Here is a 19,621-nt window from a genome sequence, read left to right on the forward strand (position 1 = left end):
GCAGGCTCCTGGTCACTTGAGGGTTGTGTCGATCCCCAGACGGGTGCCTGGGGTTAGTGAAAATGCATGGGGCGGTCCGGCAAGGCGGATGTCGTCACCCAAAATGGAGTGGTCGGCAGTTGCGGTTTCGGGCGGTGTGCTCAAAATCGTGTTCACGCCCAACAGAGTGTCGCAGCCCATGACAAATTGCGGCCGCATGACCCGAATATCCACGGCTACGTGGGCGGGCCGCGCGGCCTCCACCACAGCCTCTAGCTGTGCCAGATCGGTGTCTGTAAATGCGTCTGTGACGGGCACATAGACGCTGGCACGATGCGCAAAGGCCGCGATAGGATCGGTCAGCGGATCGCCCCCATCGACCAGCGTGAACCGCCCAATCTCGGAATAGCCATCCAACTCCAGCCGCCGCACCAGATCAGGGCCCCATAGGGTGCCAGCCCCGTCCAACACGCTTTCGTCCAGGGTCATCCAGCGGCGCAGTTTGTAGTGTTCCACGATCTTGGTCGCGATGCCGGTATAGATTTCAACATGGCGACGCAGTCCGTCGAGGGTGCCCTTGATCCGAAAGAGTTTCGGGGCCTCGGCGACCAATTTGCGCCGCCGCGCGACAGACCATTTGCGATCGAGCGCGAGGCCGATCCAGCCGCCCAACCAGCCAAGGAAATCGTCGCCGTGGGTGTCGGCCTCGGCCGCAGGCGTCGCCATCGGATCAAGGTATGCAGCCAGTTTATCAAGCGGCTCCAGCGTATCTGCGCGCACCTCGTCAAAGAGCATCATGAACCGTTGGAGGAAATCTGCGCTTTGCGGCTCGGACGACCAGATGGCAGGCAGGTGCCGCGCGGACGATCGGCGCGGATAGGTCACCGTCATCGCACTGACCTCGGGGGTCTGCACGCCGTCGCCCGCCAGTTCAAGTTGTAGCCACAAATACCGTCCGGGCGGCGTGCGGATCGCGGCCACAGCCTCGCCATTAAGTGCGTTCAGCGGGGTTTGAACCCACGCGCTGTCGGGCAGCGCAGAAAGTGTCACGTCGTCCAGAGCCGCATCGCTGGAATAAGCCAGCAAGTGCAACGCCGTGCCTTCAGGGATCGTTGCCGCCAATCGCGCGCGGTCCCAAACGGTGCCTGCTCGTCCACCGTCCAATCGCTCGAACCGGGCAACGCCGCCCTCAAGCCGCGCCACCTGCTCCGAACGTTGCAAACAGGGGGTCAGACGCGAGCCGACAAGGGCGCGACCGTCGCTGTCAAAGGCAAGAACATCGCAGTCCACCGGGATCAGGCGATCTTGTGACACCGTGTCGATCCGACCCGAGGGGGCACAGCAGTGTGGCCGGGCCGCCCCCTGCAAGCGCGACGAGACCCAGATCGTTCCATCACGGTCCACGGCAAGCGCGCCCGCCTCAATCGGGTCGGGCAGCATTTCGGGGTCCGCGCTCCGTGCGATAATCTGACCCTCTTCATCCAAACGTGCCACCGATGGACAGCCAGTTTCGAGCACAAAGAGCGCCCCATCTGACCCAACAGCTAAGGCATCGGGGCCTTGCAGCGGTGCAAAGTGGCCGCTTGCCCCATCACTTGTCCGCATCAGGCAACCGCGCCAATCAAAATAGGCGATCGTACCAGTCGTAGTCTCGCTGACTGCGATCCGCCCGCCCGGCAATGCGGCGATATCGACCGGATTCCAGACATTGTCGGGCAAGTCCAGCGTGCCGTCCGGTTGCCCGCTTGTTGGGTCAATGCCCTGGTTTGGCTTAAGCGGTTGGAGTGCACCATCGGCCACTGCAAAAGGCCCCCACTGCCGCTTGATCCGCCAATCCAGAAGACATATGGCTGAGACCATACGCGTACGTTTGTCGAGAACCAGAAGTTCGCCTGACCGGGTGACAGTCAGGGCACGGGGTTCCAAAAGACCTAGCCGTTTGCCCTGCCTGCAAGGGATCGGCGCGAAACGTTCGACGCACGGGTCGTACCAAACCAGCTTGCCGCGTGCGGTGATCAGATAGATCTGCCCACCCGGTCCGGTCGCCGCTTTGCGCGGCATGGCGCGACCGCCCAAATCGCCACTGGGATCGTTCAGAGCTCGCAAGGTCCCGGGCCGCTGCGCGAGCCGTAAGCCATCCGCATTCCACACCAACCCGGTGCTGGTTGCCGCGCGCCATCCGGTCAGCGGGTCAAGACGGAAACTGGGTTGAACGGCCATCATCCACGTCCTTCCGGAAAGAGCGTCAGGGTGTGATCACGGGCAAACACCAGCTCGCCCGGGCAGATGGGGATATCTCGACAGAATGGAGCAAGCTCGCCATTCACGCGGATTGCCAGTTGCCCATCGGCCAGCCGCAGAATGTCGCGTGTCTCGATCACGAGGCGGTAAATGTCGGAATAGTAGATGTCACCGCCAAACGGCCAACCGAGCCCGTTTTGGCCTCCGGTGAGCGGGTGCAAAAAAGCATTCAACCGCGCTTCGAGATCCTCGCGCACCATTTCGGGATTGGCTGTGCGCCCCACAACGATATCGGCTTCGATACTGACCTCGTTATAAGTCGGCGCAACGACATGCAGTTCGGTCGATACAAGGCGCACCTTGTCGAGATGCGTCGCCACTTTGGCCAGCGTATGCGCGCTGGGGATCGGGTTGGGCGCATCGCCATCAGGCACCACGATCACAGTCACCGAACCTGGAATTTCGATGCCGGGATAGCGCGGATGGGCCAGAGCCATCGCATGGGCGCGGCGCACGCCAGCCTGCAAGGCCAGCGTTTCAAAATCAATGGCCGTGACAGCGCGCCCGTTGGCCGCAATTTCCGAAGCGGCGCGGGCCTTGGCCGCGTTCACGCTTTCCTCATTTGCCCCGCCGGTGGCCGGGAACGGATTGGTGACTGCTTGCACCCCGGGCAAGTGGCTCTGGATCGTGGTGATCGTACCGCCCGGCAGATTTCCGCGACGCCCACCGCCGGACTTGTAATCTGCTGCCTGGATATTGCCCACGCCCGTAGCAGGCGCGTAAACCGCTGGGATCAAACCTTTTTCCCCTGAACCAAAGGTAATCCGACCCGTGGCATGGTTGAGGGTGAAATGGCGATCTTCGGGGCCGGAGGCATGGAAATCCTCGACCTCCTGCCACGGCTGAAACCCTTCGCCCTCGTCTACCTCAAGCCGCACGGATGGGATCGTCACCACATCACCCGTTGCCGTCACGTGCAACTCGGGTTCATCGCGCGGCAGCACGGGCGTTCGGGCCAGCGTAAAGGTCTGGTTCGGCACGCCCAGGCTCCGCCCTACGTTCTCTGCCCGCAAAGAGATATGCTGGCGGGCCTGCACGCAATTGGACAGGATGGCGTCCAGTCGCGGGGCCTTTTCCCAACTGGCATCGACGACACGGCAGCGTATCCAATAGAGCGGATCGCCCACATCGCCGCGCCGCGCTTTTTTGGCGCTGACCCCTGGGCCGCGCAGGACGATGTAACCGTCTTGGGTAAAAGCGGTGGTTTCGTCCCGCAGCACAGTCATGGGTTGCCAATGGGCTGCGTCGAAATACTCCCACACCAGCTCTGCCGGGGGCGGCAAGTCGTAGATTTTGGCTGGATCCGTACGACTTTCGCGCAGCGGCGCCTCCTCCAGCCGCGAAGTGCGGAGATAAAGGTGGATGGGGCCGTTCGTCATTCCCGCAGACCCGGCAAAACCCAGCATCAAGGCAGCACCGGCCCGCGTGCGCGGACCGAAGGGGGTAAAAGACTGCCCATCCGCCTCGGCCGCGACTGTCGCTTGCGAAAAAGAGAAGCCATCCCACAATTGCACTGCACTGAGCCGCGTGCCTAAAACCGGCAAGGCCTCTGTCGTCTCGAATACGACAGGGCCGTCCGCGTCGCCACCCGCCGCAATCTGGGTGCCGGCCGCAATCACAATCTCAGACACATCAACGCGGGCCGCGGTGAATTGCACGACAGTGCCCGCGGGGCTGGCCTGAATCCGTTCGATCCCCAACATTTGCAGCATTTTGACATAGACCCGGTCCGGCACACGATTGAGCCGATAGAGGGTCATGTCCGTCATCCAGGCAAAAAGCTTGGCGAGCGCCATACCGGGATCGCTGTCATTCGTATCTGTCCATTCCGGCAGAAATCGAGGCTTGAGGCGCACGATCTCGGCCACGATATCTTCATAGCGGCGATCGTCCAGGTTCGGGGCTTCAAGTGGCACGGCCGGCACCTCCCTCGTCGAGTAGATAGAAAGGGAACACCAGGTTCCCGGCGGCATGGGTTGCGCGCAGGCGGTAGTCGATCCCGATCATGAGCTGGTTGGGCGCATCGCCTTCGGTCACCGAGATGTCGACAATGTCGATCCGACGCTCCCAACGCAGTAAGGCGTCGCGGACCTGATGGGCAATCTGGGCCATGTTTGCGGGCGTAATGTCGGAAAAGACGTAGTCGTGGATGCCACAACCAAAGGTCGGGTTGCGCTTTAGCTCGCCCTTGGAGGTGGCCAGGATCAGCCAAATGGATTGCTGGACCAACTGTTCTTCATTGGCCGTCGCAATGGCCCCGTTGGGCGTGACCCGAAGTGGAAAGGCAAACCCTTGGCCCAGAAATGCGCGCGACGTCCTCATGGCACCGCCTCGATCAACTGTTCGAGAACTGTCACGGTGTCCTCAAGCTTCTTGACGGTCTTTTCCAGCGCTTCGGCGTCTTCGGGGTCGCCCAGTTCGGGCAGTTCGAACGAAATCCCAGCCATTTCGAGGAATGTGGTGACCATCGGCATGATGTTCACCACCGGGCCAAGTGACGCCTGCGCATGAGCGGCCGAATTGGCTGCGTTTTCCTGAGCGCATTCCAGCACGGCCATCAATTGGGTGTTGCCAGCGGCTTCTGCCGCTTCAAGGCGCAGGCTGATGCCCTTCATGACGCCCAGAACCGTTTTCAGGCTACCGATCACGCATTTCAGAACCGCGATGATCAAGCGCAGCAAATCGCGCACAAAGTTGAAGATGCCGGCCCCCGGCACAAGCATTCCGAAACAGGGCAAGAGGTCCGCCGCCGCATTGGCGAATTTGGGCGCGGCCTTGGCCATCTTTTCGACCGCCGACGGGTCCGTCGGGGAAGTCAGACCGCCGATGATATCAATCAGCGGCTGCAACAGGCCGAGGATTTTCAGAACACACTCGATACTGACCAAAAAGGGCTGAAGTTGCACAAGAACATTGGTCGCCAGCGAACAGTCGCTGGGAATGCCATTGGTCAAATCGGCAATCGCCTCGATCCGGCCGCCATTGGGCAGGCTCAGCCCCATGTCGCCCACCTGAGGAAAGGACAGATCGGCACAGGCAGGCAGCGCCATCAACCGCTTCAGATCCTCGGGGACAGGTATGGTATCGGTGTGCAACATCGCCCTAGATCACCGCCGTGCCATAATTGAACTGTCGGTCGCGCCCGGGGCCGGTGATCTTGACGATGGGCGCATCCAATTCGATGATCGCCTGCGCCTGCATTAGGATCTTGCCGTTGGACATGACGATCTTGTTGCCATTGGCATCCTCGATCACGATCGATCCCGCCCCCTCTGCCCCCGGCGTCGCATCAATCATGCGGATCGTATGACCGTTCTTGGAGCGGATGATCCGCTCGCGCGGGTGGCTGGTGGGCGGCGCATCCTGTCCGTTCCAGGTGTAGCCCAGGATCACCGGCTGTTCGGGGTCACCGCTGAGAAACCCCACGACCACCTCGTCCTCGAGTTCCGGCGCAAAGAAGAAGCCCCGGTCATTGCCCGCCATCGGGGCGGCCACAGGCGCCCATGCGGTGTTGGAGCGCCCGGGCGCGCCCGGTAGTTCGACTTTGATCCGGCCAAGATTGTCGGTGTCATCGACATCTATCACCAAGGCGGTGACAAGGCCCTCGCGCGGGTTCATGTGCCCTGCCCTCCTGTTGTGTCTTGCGTGCCAGCAGCGTCCTCGACGGGATTGATCCGCTGCGCGGTGAAGCTGGTGCGATAGCCCTGATCGTTGATCACGTGGCTGGTGGTCAGAATGTGGTAAGCGCCATTGAAATGCCGCCCGACGCCCAGAATGTGCACCGTTTGCCCCGCCCGCATGTCCTGTAGGCCGATGCAAGTGCCGGTGGCCGTCACCAGGTTCAGGCAATTTGCGGTAAGGGTCTGGATCGCCAGCGCTTCGGCCTCTTGTTGAGTGCGCACGGGCGGCTCGGTGATCACCTCCTGGCGGTTAGCGGCACGCGCCACACCGATCAGATCAGCATTGGGGCGGTCGGCAATGGGAATATCTTCGATGGTCTTGGTGACCTCGATCCGTTCCTTGGCATTGCGATCCCAACCGCAGACCTTGGCCGACCACAGCATCCGTGAATTCGAATAGGTGGGGTGGAAAGACACCAGCGACTTGCCCCATTCCAGCACATAGCTGACGGCGCGGCCCTCGCTGGGCGGGCCAAAGCGGATCGTGTTGATGGGATCACCGTTGTCGTCGTAGTCTTCCTCCAGCGCGACGCGGTATCCAAGCGGGCGCGCGCGCTGCATCAGAAAGACGATCGGGTATTGCCCGTTCATAAAGATATGCTCGTGCGGCGTTTCGCGGTTGCGCGCCTCAGGGTCGATGATGACCGGAATGCCAAAGCCCGGCTTGTTGTTTCCCGGCTCGGCGGGCCGCGAAAGGCTTTCGGCCATGTCGCTGTCGCGGATGCTGGGCGCGCCGTCCTCGGGCCAGGACCAGGTGTATTGGCGGTCGCGCAACTGATCGAGGACGTTCAGCCCGCTTACGACCAGCTTTGAATGGCCGTCTTCGGAAAATTGCACATCCACCGAGGTAACCATGCCCAGCACCATGTGGTTGAGATTGCCGACATAACCCATGGACACCAACAGCTCCTGGCCCGGCTCAAACACATCAGGATGCTCGTTGCTGGCAACCTCCGTATCATGGCCAAAATAGATGGGTTGATTGCGCTCAGCGTCCCAGTTGTTGACGATCAGGGTAAAGCCATCGACCTGCTCCAACCCATCCTCATATTTGACCTCAATGATGTCGCGCACAGCGCCCGACGGGTACTGCGTGCTGTTGGGATCGGCCGTATCGGGCGGGATGGTGCCCAGCATGAATACCTGAAAGTCCGGCACAAAGAAGTCGCGCTGATCGGTGGCAAGACGGATAACGTCAGCGGTCATGGCGCGCTCCCCGTGATGTGCATCGGTTCCATCTCAATGACCTGACCGGGTTCCAGGTCTTCGGGATTGTCGAGGCCGTTGCTTGCAGCCGTGTCGCGCCATTGCGACCCGTCGCCACCATCAGCTTCGGCCACATCCGTTATGGTTTCGCCCTCCTCAACGACACGGGTGTGCGGGCGGCCGGGGCCATCGCCACCCTGTTCGGCCACCATTTCGGAAAGCGTCTTGTATTCCTTCAGAGACAGCGAGATCGTCGCCCGCAACGGCTTGCCCAGCGACGAGAACATGGTGAAGCGTTGGCGAACCGTCTCGACCACCCCCTTGAACCCATGGCGGTTCGCGGCCAGCGTCGAATAGCTGCGCCCACCCGGAAAACTGTCGAGGCCCCACGTAAACAGCACCACGGGCAAGGCGCGGGTGGCTGGGTCAATCTGGATCAGTTGGTAAAACGGATCGGTCTTGGTCGTCACAGGATCCGCCTTGGCGCCGGTGCCACCCTTGTCGGTGCTGTCAAAAAAGAGATCCATCGTCAGGGTCTCGACCTGACCCCGAATGAACTGGAGCATCGGGCTGCTCAGACCCGGAACCGGCACTTCGGCCAGTTGCGCACCCTTGGTCAGCGTGTATTCGCTAGGGTTGTAAAGCACTTCAAGTGGCGCGCCCACGGGCGATCCATCGGCCTTTAGCCGCTGCATCTGGGCTTTGGCCAACCACTGCATCACACGAGGTCCCGCGAGCGGTTCCGTGCTGTACTACGCAGCGCGCGTTCTTCGTCGAGGCGGGCGCCAAGGCGGCGCGCTTCCGTCAGTTTCTGCACGACCTCAGCCACAATTTCGGCCTTGAAGCCCTGCACGTCGAGGCTCAGCGCCTCGCCAGTCATCTCTTCAATATCAATGTCCATCTTGTGCGTCTCCTTTAGCTGAACAGATTGGCCACAGTGTCGACGACCGACCCGCTGCCCGCACCCGTCTGGCGCAACCCCTCGTGGGCAATTTCGATTTCTTCGACCGCGACTTGCGATTGTGAGGCGTGCATCGTCGGGCCGGTCCAGCGCACAGGCAGACCGCGCACAAAGCGCCATACCCGCACCGTTTCACCCTGATCATCCAGCAGGCTGATGACGCCATCACGGCGCTTGCCCTTGCCCTCGATAAAGTCCTGATGCCAGCGCCACAGATCGGCGGAGGTGACGACCCCCCGGCGCAGTTTGATATTCGTCCAATTGGGTCGCCCGACAAACTTGAGGGTGGTACCGTTGTTGCCACCCTCGGCATAGCTTTCGGCAGGAATGCCGACCTCCAGCCCCGAGCATTCGGCAAATCCACCCTCGGGCGGGGTCCCGACCGACAGCGTGATCAGCGCGCCGACGCTACCGCTCTTGGAAAAGGTGATGGTAAAGTTGTGGCCCAGCGCGGGGTTGCCTTTGCTCATGCGGGCCACCCCCCTGCGCCGGTCAGTTCCGCCAAATCCATTGCATCAAGCGTGAAGGTCAGGCGCAGCAGGACAAATTCGGCGGGCATCGCAGGTGCAATCCCGATCAGCACCACGAATTCCCCATTGTCCACGGCGGCCGCATCGCGGTTGATGACCACCTGAAAGGCCTCGTCAGCGCTCTCGCCGCGCAGTCGAACTGCTTGCCATTCCAGTTCCAACAATCCTTCGAGGGTGGCGATGATCCGCTGTTCAAAGGCCCGGTTGGCAGGCTCGAAAACGGCCCAGGCCAGCTCGCTCCGGAAGGTGCGTTTGAGGCGGATGAACAGGCGGCGGACTGTCAATTGCACCCAGTCGGGATGGCGCGACAGGGTGCGGGCCCCCATGATGCGAATGCCCCGCCCGGGGCGGAGCGTGATGGCGTTAATGCCCTGTTCGTTCAGCATCGCGTGGCGCGTGTCGTCCACCGTGCAGGCGGTGGCCGCCGTCCAGTCCAGCGGTTGGTTTGCCGGGGCGGCGCGGCCAGGGTCGTCGTCAACCCGCGCAAATTGGCCAAGCACGTGGCCCGACGGCGGCACGCGCCTCAATAGGCGTCCGCCCTGATCCAAGGGGTCGGCCACGTCGATCCACGGAAAGTATGTGACGGCATAGCTGCTGTCAAAGCGTTGCCGCCAGCGGATCATGTCGGGCCAGTCGAGGCACTCGCCCGCCTCTGACAGGGGCATGTCCAGTACGGCAACCCGATCGCCTCGCACCGCACAGTGTTCAACCAAGCGCTGCTGAATGGCCTCGATATCCGGCTGGGCAAAGCCCGGCGTGGCCTCGACAAGGACATCCGGCGTGGCAGGTGGTGGCATGTCCAACGGATCGGGGCACAGGGCGCAAGGATCCGGCTCTTGCTCCTCAGGGGTTAGAGTTGCGCGCGCAGGCTGGGCCAAAAGCGTGATGTCGGGCATGGCAAGCGCGGCAGGTTCATCATGGTTTTCAAATAGGCGCAAACCGCTGCGGGCCATATCCTCGGACCCGGTGAAATCAACAGGCCGCAGCATCGCCGTTCCGTCGCGCCCGCCCGCCAAAACGGCCACGCCGCGTGCAAGGCTGGGCCCTTGGGCATCAATCCAGCGGTCGGTCAGTCCAGGCATCAACGCAACTTCGATCAGGCGCGAAGCGGTGTTGACCGAGCTTTGGGTCGGAGCATCTGGCGGCGGCAGATCAAGGTTTTCGTGTGTTTCGACCAACCGGCCATTTTCACTGACAGACAGGGCAAATACGTGCCGACGCAACAGGATTGGCCGTGTGCCGTCCGCCGCCAGCGCCATATCAAAACCCGCCATGGAATCGTTGAATTGAACCGACAGCGTGGCCGCATCAACACCGCGCACAATTGTCCGCATATCGGCGGCACCGTCCTGCGAGAGCAAGACAAAGCTGCCAGCCGCCAGGCCATCGACGCGGTCAAGACTGAGCACATCCGTGGGATCAGGCACCGGACGTACACGGCTCAGATAGTCGCCTGCAAAACCGGTGGTCACCCGCACGCTCAGCCCATTGCCCCAACGCCCCGGATTGCGCGCCGATATGCTCAGCAGCGGTTCACCGTTCTGATCCGGCACAAGGGTCGCAGCCGCGCCCGCGCCCAACCCGACACGAATGGTCTTGGTCAGGTCAAATCGGGCATCCAAGGGGCGCGCCCACGTGACAACGGCCCCGGCGACGGAGGCCACAAGCCGTTCATCCATCGCCGTCGAGGCAATGGCGATGGGACGGGTCAGGTCGAAATCAGCCGCCACCGGCTGGTCCCAACTCAGAGTACGGGTCGCAAGATCGACAGCCGCGATCAGACGTTCGACAGGCCGGGCGCCGCTCTGCTTGAGGATGGCGTGGTTGCCCGGCATGAAGCCTGACACGGTGCTCACAATCGAGGCCAAGCGCTCGGCCGGTTGCGCGCCGTCGGTCAGGGCCTCACTGCTTTGCACAAGGGTTGCGACAGCACCGGGGCGGATACGTGCCGTGTCGGCCAACAGGCTGCTGGCACCATCCAAGGGCTGCGCACCTGACGTCTGCGAATTGAGCGCAGGGGCCGCCACCCGCAACACGTGGCACCGCGTCCCGCCATTGTCGAAAAAGCCACGGACGGCATAGGCAAGATAGGCGTTGTCCTGAAAATCGCCAAAGGCCGCGACAAAATCCGGCCACCCGTCAATGATAACCACCTGTCCCAACGGGCCACGCGCCGCGATGCCCACAAAACCCGCGACATCCATGCGCTCAGGCACAGACGGGACGCGGGTTGCGCGGGCGACATGAACGCCGGGATGGGTGGGTTGGAACATCAGGCAGCCGCCAGGGTCAGTTCGACGCGGTCCACGGCGATCTCGATCATCTCGATGGCCACGTCATTGGAGGTCGCATTGAAACTCGGTCCCTCCCACTTGGTGATGAACCCGTTGCGGAAAGACCAGCGCAGCCGGTCCACCTGCAACTCATCCGTCAGGATGATGGCCCCGTCGCGTAAAGGGGCGGCACCGTTCATGATTTCCAGGTACCAGTTCCACAGTTGCAGATCGGTGGTGATGCCACGCTTGGCCTGCAGGTTTGTGAACTTGCGCAACCCATAGAGTTTGCGCACGTGCAGGTAGGCCTCGTCGCCTTCACGGTACTCGACCGCGTCCGTCTCAAAGGAAAGGCCCGAGAATTCGCTGCAGGAAAACCCGCTGATCCCCTCGAATTCCACCCGAAAGTTAAAGCCCTTGTAGGGGACGTTTGGATCTCTGTCTGGCATGGTCTGTCCTTTCTCAGGCTTCGCTGGCGAACATCGCGCTTTGGGTCTGGCTGATTTCCAGGATGATGAATTCGGCCGGTTTGACCGGAGCGATCCCAATCTGCATCCGCAATTGGCCGTTATCGATATCGAGTTGGGTCATCGTGCTGGTGCCGCAGCGGATAAAGAACGCTTCTTCCTTCTTTGTTCCGAGCAGGGCACCGCGTCGCCATTGCTGGGTCAAAAACGCATCGACCGAGCCGATCAAGCGATCCCACAGACGCGGGTCATTGGGTTCAAGCACAGCCCATTGCGTCCCGATCTCGAGCGAGCGCTCGATCTGCACGAAGAGGCGGCGCACGGCGAGGTATTTCCAATCCGACAGGCTGGTGATGCAGCGCGCGCCGTAGATCCGGATGCCCATGCCATCAGCGCGCTTGTCGAGGATCGCGTTGATGTTGTTGGGCATCGGGTTGAGGATCTCGTGCTCACCCTTGGTGATCATCACCTCAACATCCGTCACATTGCGCATGACTTCATTGGCGGGGGATTTGAACACACCTCTCTCATTGTCAACGCGGGCGCACAAACCCGCCATGTGGCCCGCCGGGCCAATGGCGCGCGGTTGATCCTCAACATCGCGGATGATGATGCGGGGATAGTAGATCGCCGCATATTTGCTGTCGAAGCGCAGCCGTTGGGCCTGAATACCCGTCAGCGATGGGATCGCAGACCCCGTCGCTTCGGGATCAAGCAGCGCCACGCGGTAGCGCAAGCGTTCGCATTGCTCGATCATGGCGCCCTGCACGCCTGCATCCCCCCATCCGGGGGCACAGATGATTGAAATATCGTCAATCACCTCAAGTGCGCGCAAGCCTGTCCGTGCCCCCGCCCCGCCATCCACGCCGCGGATTTCGGCGGCATTGGGCGCGTCATCAATACCTGCGGTCGTCGCAGGCAGGCTGATACCATCGTCGCCCACGGGATACACCATCGGGTCGGTGTCGGCGGGCATGGATGCTGCATCAATCCGCAACAGGGCCGAGCGTTGGTTGATCTGATCCACGACATATTTGCCCGGCACGTCGGCCATGGTCAGGCCGGAATACACCTCGGTGACCGCATCGTAACTGGCGGTAAGCGAAAACTCCTGCACCGTCAGAACCGTTTCAGTCGCGGGCGCCACAGGCGCGACTGAGGCCACGGCAGGCCCTGCAAGGGTGACAATCGTACCGTTCACCGCCGTCACCTGGCGCAGTATCTTGTCCGTATCCGGGCCGCGATCAATCTGGACCCAGGCATTCACGTAAAACCCGGCCGAGGATGCGAGGCGGACATTGGTGTCGTCGACCGCAGGCGCGCCGACGAACCCGATTGCCACGCCGCGCGCAGCTGTGATCCGCTGGGTCGTGATCTCGATTTCGTCACCCCAGCTGCCGGGCTCTGCCGCTGTCAGAGTGAGGCTTGCGGGTCGTGCCGCGACTTGCGGCACACCATCCGCATCCAGCCCACCCAACCCGCTGGTCACGGTCGAGGCCGTGGCGCGAAAGGCTGTCGGGCCCGCAGGCGTGATGTCGAGGTTCGCAGTCAGCGTCACGTCGCCTGTGGCGCTATCCACGCCCGCCGCCGCAATCGCCATGGCTGACGATGTATAGGTGATCCCGTCTTCGATATAGGTGAAGGTCAGGGCTGTGCCTTCACGCAGCCCGAGCGTGCTGGTCAGGCGGGCTGTAGGTCCGCCAACGGCAGCGTCCGCGCCTGGGGCCAGACGGGCAATGACGCCCCCTTGAGTGGCAAAGGCCGTGGCAGCCGCCGTGTTGCCTGCCGCGCGCATGACATAAAGCCGACGACCGCCATTGGCGAAAAAACCTTGGGCGGCATAGAATAATTCTCCAGCCGTACCCGCCGCGGCAGGCAACGCACCGCCAAAGCGTTGGCGGAATTGCAGCATGTTTGTCACGAGAACCGGCGTGCCCGACACCGGGCCTCGCACGGCATGGCCAACCATGCCGGTCGTGCTGGTGCTGACCGCCTCGATGGAGGGCGGCTTGAGGTCTTTTTCTTCGATATAGACGCCCGGAGCGCGATACTCAGCCATGGCAAGAGTTCCTTATGTTTGAGGGCAAATTCATGGGACAAGATACCAATCGACGGGCCCAGCCCGCAGCGTGGCCACCGCGAGGGCGGCGCTGTCGGTCGTGAGACCGGGGGCAGATACCTCCAGCGTAGGTACGCCGATGCGGGCGAAACCCGGGACCCGGTAATCACCCGCCGGGCCGGTCACGATCTGAGCATCGTGATACCGGTCGGGCTGGCCTGCAGCCCGCAGAACCAGAACACCGCCCGAGGCCGGCAAGGCTTCCAGCCACAGAACCGCCTCACCGGCAAAACTCTCGCCGACCAGCGCTGCATTGGCACCGCTAAAGCCGCCAAGAGTGAACCGGTTCATGGTCGTGCCGGTCGCAATGGTGCCAATCAACGGTTCGCTGAGCCGCGCAAGGGCGGCAGGGGCGGGTTGATCGGGATGGGCCAGAACCTGTGAAATCTGGGCATAAATCCGTCGGTGTTCCGGACCTGTGCGCAACAGCTGACCTGCACTAACCCCCGTCCCATCCGTCATGGCGACAAAAGCTTGGCCCGCTTGCGCGTCCTCGAACACCACCACATCCGCTTGCGGCGCAATGGCCCGGCGGCGCAGGGTGGCCCCCGCCCCGGGTGCCGCCCGCAAAGGTTGGCGCAGCAGCAAGGGCAGTTCGCCGCCCGGCGCAGGCAGCGGCGAAATGGACAAGGTCGCGCCCGGCACAGGCTCATAGGTCGGGGTCGGCCCAACCGTGCGCCCATAGACGCGGCCACCAATGGCAAAGGGCGCGGCCCGCATGGCAAAGTCGACGCGAAGCGGCAGCGGGGCGAACGCGGGAATGGTGATGTTTTGCACGCGCGCCCGGTAGCCTTCGGCGCTCAGTGTAACCGTCGTCGCATGGGGAACGGACCGATCGGAAAAAACCGTGGCGGCATTTCCCGCCAGACCGATGTCACTGTCTGACCGGGCGGCAAAAAGCAGCGGCTCGGGGCTGGTGACCTGCACCTCGCGGGCCATGGCGCGCCCGTCCGCATCATCGCTGACCTGACCCGTGATAAAGATACGGTCGCGGCCAACGACATCCGGCACCACATGATAGGTCCGACCTCCGCTTATGACGGCAGTCCCCCTCATCCTGCATCTACAATCTGGCTATATTCCGTCTGGCGGTCAGTGACGGCTGGAGCGCGCTCAAAGCTGCGGGTCGAGGCGATTGAGGCGTATTCCACCAGATACGGCACGCTCAGCCGGTAGGGTTCGTTCATGGCCTGCCAGATGCGCAGGCTGTTCTCGAACCCCTGCTTTTCAATGTGGATGCGCAGCGGTGCATCGTCGGAACCTTGCAGCCCCTCATTTGTGAACTCAGGGCCAAGGCGCGCATTGGCGTCAAAGGCCTGCATCGCGTGGCCCAGTAGCCGCTGAGTTGTGACTTCATCCGCACTGAGCGGGGTAACGAGGTAATGGAGCGTGAGCGACAACGGCGCAGGCATCATCCGGCCATCCGGGCGCAAAGTGGGCAGCGCATTGTCCAACTCGCCATAGCGTTGAACGCGAAATAACCAAAGCGACACGATATTGGCCCCTGCGGCTGGCGTGCCAATCTCGCGAGGTGAACGTAGATCAACGGTCGTTCCCAGGAACGGACCAGCATGGGTAAAAACAGAGCGCAACAAGGCTTGCAACGACTGGCTGACCTGGCTAATGGCGGCGGACCCGGCCATGTTATGCCCCCCCCTCAATAGCGGCGCAGAGCGATCCGACGGAGATGTCATTGAGGGTCGCAACCTCTTGACGCCATTCGCGCAACTGGATTTGTGCGGGGCCGTTGAACAAGGTGATGATCCGGCGATCGGGTCCGCCGCTTTGCATCCACTTTTCAAGGATATCGGGGCGGCGCACGGTATCGGCGGCCCCGAGGATCAGCACTTCGGGCGTATGGGTCGCAATCGCCGCTTCGAGGTTTTCAGTGGGCACATTGTGGGCCACGACTTCGGCATTCGCACAGCGCGCGATCGCCTCGCTCACCAGCATCCAATGCATCGTTGCCACCTGGTCGGCCAGAATTTTCAGCGGTGCAGCGCCCATTCGCGTCCTCCATCTGACACGATGCTGCATCAACGATCACATGTTGGACCATGGACCAAAGCCGCCCAAATTCGGCCCTGAACCGGATGTAGGCGGATGGCCTAGACCATCCTTGCCCGCGGTCTGGACCATATGGCCCGGACCGCTCGCCGGAACATCAAAGGGCCCGCGGAGCCGCAGGCCATATCGTGGGGATTTTGGGGAGGTTGAGGACGTTTCTGCAGACAACGAGACGGGGCCCGCAGTTCATACCGGGGGCCCCCATCACGCTGGTTGGTTTGAGAGTCGTCGCCTAGAACCGGCCCGCCCGGGCCATTGCGCCTGCTTCCTGCCTGCGCGTGACTTCCAGTTTTTCCAGCACATTGTGCACATGGTTCTTGACCGTGGCGGCGCTGATGCCAAGGCGGCGGGCGATTTCCTTGTTGGTGGCGCCGCGCTCCAGGTCCGACAGAATCTGCGTCTCGCGCGGTGTCAAACGGCGCGTGACCTCCATGGGGCGGCACTGCTCCACACGGTCGATCAGGGCCGTGACCAAGGCGGCGGTGGTGCGGGGCGTGCTGGAAAACTCACCCCGGGCCACACTGCGGATGGCGGCAACGACATCCTCGATGCTGCCATTGTCATCGACAAATCCCGCCACCCCCAACTGCGCCCAGTCGGCAACGTCGAGACTGGTGCTGCCAATGGCGATGCCGACCAGCTTGCTGCATGGACAGACACCCCTCAGGGCAGCCGCAAAATCGCTCGCCCCGGCAGAGGCGATATCGAGAACCACGACATTGGCCCGGCCTTCGACAATTTTTCTGGTGGATTGATCATTCAACCGCCCGCGCCCGATGATCTCAACCTGATCACAGCGCGAGAGTTGCAGATGCAAGCCTTCGGACACCAGGTCCACATTGCTTGCGACGAACACATGCGGCAAAGCCGCTGTTTCAGTGCCGAACGGGGATTGGTCCATGACCCGACAGTATGCTCCCTTTAATTCAGTCGGTTTTAGAGGCCGACCGCAACCGGTATGCCGTGCATGCAACCCTTGCTATCCCCGTATGCAAGAGCGATGCCGCGACGCGGTTTCATTTCAGAAATATCCGCACTAATTTCTATTTAAACGCGAAAACGATTATCCCGTTAAAGTAGTCCCTACGTCGATTCGAGGCAAGGCAGCCCTCGGCCACAACAAGAACCCGACATTTTTCCGCCGATCAGACATCCTGAACCCAGGTCAATTTCGTGGTTGAGCACAACGGTCGCACGAGAGAGAGTGACGGCACATCGTCGGACGGGCGCCATGCCAACGCGCCGCAAAAGGGGAACACCATCATGCACCGCAAGGACAAATCAGAGCTGCGTTCGGCCCGCTGGTTCGCCCCTGACGATCTGCGGTCCTTTGGGCATCGGTCGCGCGCAATGCAGATGGGGTTGGATGCTCAGGATTGGGAAGGCAAGCCCATCATCGCCATCCTTAACACATGGTCCGAACTGCAACCCTGCCATATGCATTTCAAGGATCGGGTCGAATTCGTTAAAAAGGGCATCTTACAGGCTGGCGGGATGCCTGTCGAAATCCCTGTGCATTCGCTGGGCGAACAGCTTTTGAAACCCTCTGCCATGCTTTATCGCAACATGGTCGCGATGGAGGTTGAGGAAGTCCTGCGCTCCAACCCGGTGGATGGGGCCGTTCTGATGGGCGGCTGTGACAAGTCCACGCCTGCTCTGGTCATGGGGGCGGTGTCGATGGGCCTGCCTTTCATCTTTCTGCCTGCCGGTCCGATGCTGCGCGGGAATTACGCGGGCAAGGTTCTAGGCTCGGGCGCGGATGCCTGGAAATACTGGGATGCCCGGCGCGCAGGCGAAATATCGGCGGATGAGTGGCAGGGGATCGAGGGCGGCATTGCCCGCAGCTATGGCCACTGCATGACCATGGGCACAGCCAGCACGATGACGGCCATCGCCGAAGGGTTCGGGCTGTGCCTGCCCGGCGCCTCGTCGATCCCGGCCCCCGATGTGGGCCACCAAAGGATGAGTGCGACCTGCGGGCGACGCATTGTCGACATGGTATGGGAAGATCTGACACCGGATCAAATCATCACCCCTGCCAGCACCCGCAATGCGGTCACGGTCGCGATGGCCACGGGCTGCTCGACCAACGCTATTATTCATCTCATAGCCATGGCCCGGCGCGCAAGGGTGCCATTGGAGTTGGCCGATCTGGACGCCATCGGGCGCACAACACCGGTGATCGCCAATATCCGCCCCTCTGGGTCTGAATATCTGATGGAAGATTTCTTTTACGCCGGCGGCCTGCCTGCCTTGATGAACGAGTTGGGCAACAAGCTGGATCTGAGCGCCGTGACGGTGACCGGCAAACCCTTGGGCGATTGCATCAAGGGCGCGCCAAACTACAACCCGGACGTCATTCGCCCCTTGTCCAACCCGGTCTATCACGAGGGGTCGCTTGCCGTGCTCAAGGGCAATCTGGCGCCTGATGGGGCAGTGATCAAACCTGCAGCCATGGACCCGAAATTCATGACCCATCGCGGCCCTGCCCTTGTCGCCGACAGCTACGCCGCCCTCAAGGCGATCATTGATGACCCCGACGCGCCTGTGACGGCCGACACTGTCCTGATCTTGCGCAACGCAGGCCCCCAAGGCGGCCCCGGCATGCCCGAATGGGGGATGATCCCGATGCCACAAAAGCTATTGAACGAGGGGCATCGCGACATGGTTCGTCTGTCAGATGCGCGAATAAGCGGCACGAGCTACGGGGCCTGCATCCTGCACGTGGCACCCGAGGCGTTCATTGGCGGGCCGCTGGCCTTGATCGAGACGGGCGACATCATCGTGTTGGATGTGCCGAACCGCCGTTTGGAAGTTGAGTTGCCAGAGGCTGAATTGGCCACCCGCCGCGCCGCGTGGACCCCGCCAGAACCACGCTATCAACGCGGCTATGGCTGGGTGTTTTCCAAACACGTGGAGCAGGCCGACAAAGGCTGCGACTTTGACTTTCTCCGCACCGAATTTGGCGGCCCGGTACCAGAGCCCGAGATTAACTAGCAGTAGCCTTCAACCCCGACCCACTGGTCGTGGGTATAGCGGTCGCCATGGGCCCAGCCGACGGGTAGCACCGCCTCGATCTGTGCCATGGTCTGATCCGTCATGGCAAAGCTGCTGCCCTCGACACATTCGCGCAAATGTGCCGCGGTCCGGGTCCCGGGAATCGGGATCAGATGCGCCCCGCGTGCCAGACACCAAGCGATACACAGCACGATGGATGTCGTGCCCAAATCGCGGGCCAGGGCATGAAACTCCTGCACCTTAGCGACGTTCAAACTGAAATTCGGCTCGGTAAAGCGTGGGGTCCCGGTGCGAAAATGGCCCGGCTCAAACTGCGTCGGATCGGGTGGTGTCTGGGCAAAGATCCCCCTGCCCAAAGGCGAGAACGGAACAAAGGCCACATCCAATTCGGCGCAGGCCTGGATCATGCCAAGATCAGGCTGGCGGGTCCACAAGGAGTACTCGCTTTGCACCGCATCGACGGGACCAACAGCCACGGCCCGACGCAAGGACGCGGGCGAGATTTCCGAAAATCCGATACCCCCGATCTTGCCCTCCTTCTTGAAGGCAAGCAGCGTTTCCATCACTTCCTCGATGGGCAGGTCCGCGTCGCGACGATGCATGTAATAAAGATCAACGTGATCCAGACCCAGCCGACACAACGAGGCTTCGAGCGCATCGCGCAAATAAGGCGCCTTATTGTTGAAACTGCGTTTGCCCGTTTCGGGGTCGCGCCAGATGCCCGCCTTTGTGGCAATAGTGAAATCGCCCGCATTGCCGTTCAGGAATGTGCCAATGATGGTTTCGGACACACCCATCCCATAGACATTCGCGGTGTCCAGGAAATCAAGGCCCAGGTCGCGGGCAGCCGCCAAAGTCTCGTGCGCCTCGGCTTCGGTCGTGGGGCCGTAGGATCCGCCAAAGCTCCAGCATCCCAAACCAACCTCTGACACCATTTTTCCGTCCTGACGGATTTTGCGGGTCTTCATCATGCGCTCCTCATCTTGCAACTCAGCGTCCGTGCATGGCAGGTTAGCATCC

18 protein-coding genes are annotated in these 19,621 nt (G+C 61.9%); 1 reads left to right on the plus strand and 17 read right to left on the minus strand.

What is annotated here, in order from left to right:
• Window positions 1–12 precede the first annotated feature (12 nt).
• The 16 genes from Q1A44_RS19885 to Q1A44_RS19960 all read right to left on the minus strand — a co-directional run bounded on the left by Q1A44_RS19885 (window position 13) and on the right by Q1A44_RS19960 (window position 16,484).
• On the minus strand, window positions 13–2,202 hold the full coding sequence (locus Q1A44_RS19885; RefSeq protein WP_299628749.1) for a phage tail protein: 2,190 nt from the start codon (window positions 2,200–2,202) through the stop codon (window positions 13–15).
• Window positions 2,199–4,196 (minus strand): putative baseplate assembly protein, encoded by a 1,998-nt coding sequence (locus tag Q1A44_RS19890; RefSeq protein ID WP_299628751.1) that lies wholly within the window; start codon window positions 4,194–4,196, stop codon window positions 2,199–2,201. Before Q1A44_RS19890 ends, Q1A44_RS19885 begins: the two co-directional genes overlap by 4 nt.
• Window positions 4,186–4,602, minus strand: a complete 417-nt coding sequence (locus Q1A44_RS19895; RefSeq protein ID WP_299628753.1) for a GPW/gp25 family protein — start codon at window positions 4,600–4,602, stop codon at window positions 4,186–4,188. The genes Q1A44_RS19890 and Q1A44_RS19895 overlap by 11 nt, the downstream gene beginning before the upstream one ends.
• A complete protein-coding gene (locus tag Q1A44_RS19900) occupies window positions 4,599–5,378 on the minus strand; it encodes a hypothetical protein (RefSeq protein WP_299628755.1) in 780 nt (259 codons plus the stop codon). The genes Q1A44_RS19895 and Q1A44_RS19900 overlap by 4 nt, the downstream gene beginning before the upstream one ends.
• A 4-nt stretch (window positions 5,379–5,382) precedes the next feature.
• Window positions 5,383–5,898, minus strand: coding sequence for a phage baseplate assembly protein V (locus Q1A44_RS19905; protein WP_299628757.1), 516 nt, complete (start codon window positions 5,896–5,898; stop codon window positions 5,383–5,385).
• The gene (locus Q1A44_RS19910) at window positions 5,895–7,166 is read right to left on the minus strand and encodes a hypothetical protein (protein WP_299628759.1); all 1,272 of its coding nucleotides are present in this window, start codon (window positions 7,164–7,166) and stop codon (window positions 5,895–5,897) included. Before Q1A44_RS19910 ends, Q1A44_RS19905 begins: the two co-directional genes overlap by 4 nt.
• Complete coding sequence (locus tag Q1A44_RS19915) at window positions 7,163–7,885, minus strand: LysM peptidoglycan-binding domain-containing protein (protein ID WP_299628761.1); 723 nt, start codon at window positions 7,883–7,885, stop codon at window positions 7,163–7,165. The genes Q1A44_RS19910 and Q1A44_RS19915 overlap by 4 nt, the downstream gene beginning before the upstream one ends.
• Window positions 7,885–8,067, minus strand: coding sequence for a hypothetical protein (locus tag Q1A44_RS19920; protein WP_299628763.1), 183 nt, complete (start codon window positions 8,065–8,067; stop codon window positions 7,885–7,887). Before Q1A44_RS19920 ends, Q1A44_RS19915 begins: the two co-directional genes overlap by 1 nt.
• A 14-nt stretch (window positions 8,068–8,081) precedes the next feature.
• The gene (locus Q1A44_RS19925; protein ID WP_299628765.1) at window positions 8,082–8,597 is read right to left on the minus strand and encodes a phage tail protein; all 516 of its coding nucleotides are present in this window, start codon (window positions 8,595–8,597) and stop codon (window positions 8,082–8,084) included.
• Window positions 8,594–10,930 (minus strand): phage tail sheath C-terminal domain-containing protein, encoded by a 2,337-nt coding sequence (locus Q1A44_RS19930; protein ID WP_299628767.1) that lies wholly within the window; start codon window positions 10,928–10,930, stop codon window positions 8,594–8,596. Before Q1A44_RS19930 ends, Q1A44_RS19925 begins: the two co-directional genes overlap by 4 nt.
• The gene (locus Q1A44_RS19935) at window positions 10,930–11,379 is read right to left on the minus strand and encodes a phage tail protein (RefSeq protein ID WP_299628769.1); all 450 of its coding nucleotides are present in this window, start codon (window positions 11,377–11,379) and stop codon (window positions 10,930–10,932) included. The genes Q1A44_RS19930 and Q1A44_RS19935 overlap by 1 nt, the downstream gene beginning before the upstream one ends.
• A gap of 13 nt (window positions 11,380–11,392) precedes the next feature.
• A complete protein-coding gene (locus Q1A44_RS19940; protein WP_299628771.1) occupies window positions 11,393–13,456 on the minus strand; it encodes a phage tail sheath C-terminal domain-containing protein in 2,064 nt (687 codons plus the stop codon).
• Window positions 13,457–13,486: 30 nt separating this feature from the next.
• Complete coding sequence (locus Q1A44_RS19945; RefSeq protein WP_299628773.1) at window positions 13,487–14,572, minus strand: hypothetical protein; 1,086 nt, start codon at window positions 14,570–14,572, stop codon at window positions 13,487–13,489.
• Entirely contained in the window at window positions 14,569–15,159 is a 591-nt protein-coding gene (locus Q1A44_RS19950; RefSeq protein ID WP_299628775.1) for a DUF4255 domain-containing protein, read from the minus strand. Before Q1A44_RS19950 ends, Q1A44_RS19945 begins: the two co-directional genes overlap by 4 nt.
• A gap of 1 nt (window position 15,160) precedes the next feature.
• Entirely contained in the window at window positions 15,161–15,523 is a 363-nt protein-coding gene (locus tag Q1A44_RS19955) for a hypothetical protein (protein WP_299628778.1), read from the minus strand.
• 292 nt (window positions 15,524–15,815) lie between these two features.
• Complete coding sequence (locus Q1A44_RS19960) at window positions 15,816–16,484, minus strand: response regulator transcription factor (protein ID WP_299628780.1); 669 nt, start codon at window positions 16,482–16,484, stop codon at window positions 15,816–15,818.
• A gap of 362 nt (window positions 16,485–16,846) precedes the next feature.
• Between Q1A44_RS19960 and araD the strand changes: the two genes are divergently transcribed.
• Window positions 16,847–18,580, plus strand: coding sequence for an L-arabinonate dehydratase (gene araD / locus Q1A44_RS19965; protein ID WP_299628782.1), 1,734 nt, complete (start codon window positions 16,847–16,849; stop codon window positions 18,578–18,580).
• On the opposite strand, the gene Q1A44_RS19970 is transcribed toward araD, so the two are convergent.
• The gene (locus Q1A44_RS19970) at window positions 18,577–19,569 is read right to left on the minus strand and encodes an aldo/keto reductase (protein WP_299628880.1); all 993 of its coding nucleotides are present in this window, start codon (window positions 19,567–19,569) and stop codon (window positions 18,577–18,579) included. The genes araD and Q1A44_RS19970 overlap by 4 nt on opposite strands.
• Window positions 19,570–19,621 lie beyond the last annotated feature (52 nt).

Origin of the sequence: uncultured Tateyamaria sp. (assembly GCF_947503705.1) — a bacterium.
Classification (GTDB): Bacteria; Pseudomonadota; Alphaproteobacteria; order Rhodobacterales; family Rhodobacteraceae; genus Tateyamaria.

What these genes read in the sequence shown, in the direction of transcription:
- Q1A44_RS19905 (WP_299628757.1), bottom strand. Translation starts at nt 5,898, where the DNA reads ATGAACCCGCGCGAGGGCCTTGTCACCGCCTTGGTGATAGATGTCGAT.
- Q1A44_RS19955 (WP_299628778.1), bottom strand. Translation starts at nt 15,523, where the DNA reads ATGGGCGCTGCACCGCTGAAAATTCTGGCCGACCAGGTGGCAACGATG.
- Q1A44_RS19950 (WP_299628775.1), bottom strand. Translation starts at nt 15,159, where the DNA reads ATGGCCGGGTCCGCCGCCATTAGCCAGGTCAGCCAGTCGTTGCAAGCC.
- Q1A44_RS19960 (WP_299628780.1), bottom strand. Translation starts at nt 16,484, where the DNA reads ATGGACCAATCCCCGTTCGGCACTGAAACAGCGGCTTTGCCGCATGTG.
- Q1A44_RS19895 (WP_299628753.1), bottom strand. Translation starts at nt 4,602, where the DNA reads ATGAGGACGTCGCGCGCATTTCTGGGCCAAGGGTTTGCCTTTCCACTT.
- Q1A44_RS19930 (WP_299628767.1), bottom strand. Translation starts at nt 10,930, where the DNA reads ATGTTCCAACCCACCCATCCCGGCGTTCATGTCGCCCGCGCAACCCGC.
- Q1A44_RS19885 (WP_299628749.1), bottom strand. Translation starts at nt 2,202, where the DNA reads ATGATGGCCGTTCAACCCAGTTTCCGTCTTGACCCGCTGACCGGATGG.
- Q1A44_RS19970 (WP_299628880.1), bottom strand. Translation starts at nt 19,569, where the DNA reads ATGAAGACCCGCAAAATCCGTCAGGACGGAAAAATGGTGTCAGAGGTT.
- Q1A44_RS19940 (WP_299628771.1), bottom strand. Translation starts at nt 13,456, where the DNA reads ATGGCTGAGTATCGCGCTCCGGGCGTCTATATCGAAGAAAAAGACCTC.
- Q1A44_RS19915 (WP_299628761.1), bottom strand. Translation starts at nt 7,885, where the DNA reads ATGCAGTGGTTGGCCAAAGCCCAGATGCAGCGGCTAAAGGCCGATGGA.
- Q1A44_RS19925 (WP_299628765.1), bottom strand. Translation starts at nt 8,597, where the DNA reads ATGAGCAAAGGCAACCCCGCGCTGGGCCACAACTTTACCATCACCTTT.
- Q1A44_RS19945 (WP_299628773.1), bottom strand. Translation starts at nt 14,572, where the DNA reads ATGAGGGGGACTGCCGTCATAAGCGGAGGTCGGACCTATCATGTGGTG.
- Q1A44_RS19910 (WP_299628759.1), bottom strand. Translation starts at nt 7,166, where the DNA reads ATGACCGCTGACGTTATCCGTCTTGCCACCGATCAGCGCGACTTCTTT.
- Q1A44_RS19900 (WP_299628755.1), bottom strand. Translation starts at nt 5,378, where the DNA reads ATGTTGCACACCGATACCATACCTGTCCCCGAGGATCTGAAGCGGTTG.
- araD (WP_299628782.1), top strand. Translation starts at nt 16,847, where the DNA reads ATGCACCGCAAGGACAAATCAGAGCTGCGTTCGGCCCGCTGGTTCGCC.
- Q1A44_RS19935 (WP_299628769.1), bottom strand. Translation starts at nt 11,379, where the DNA reads ATGCCAGACAGAGATCCAAACGTCCCCTACAAGGGCTTTAACTTTCGG.
- Q1A44_RS19920 (WP_299628763.1), bottom strand. Translation starts at nt 8,067, where the DNA reads ATGGACATTGATATTGAAGAGATGACTGGCGAGGCGCTGAGCCTCGAC.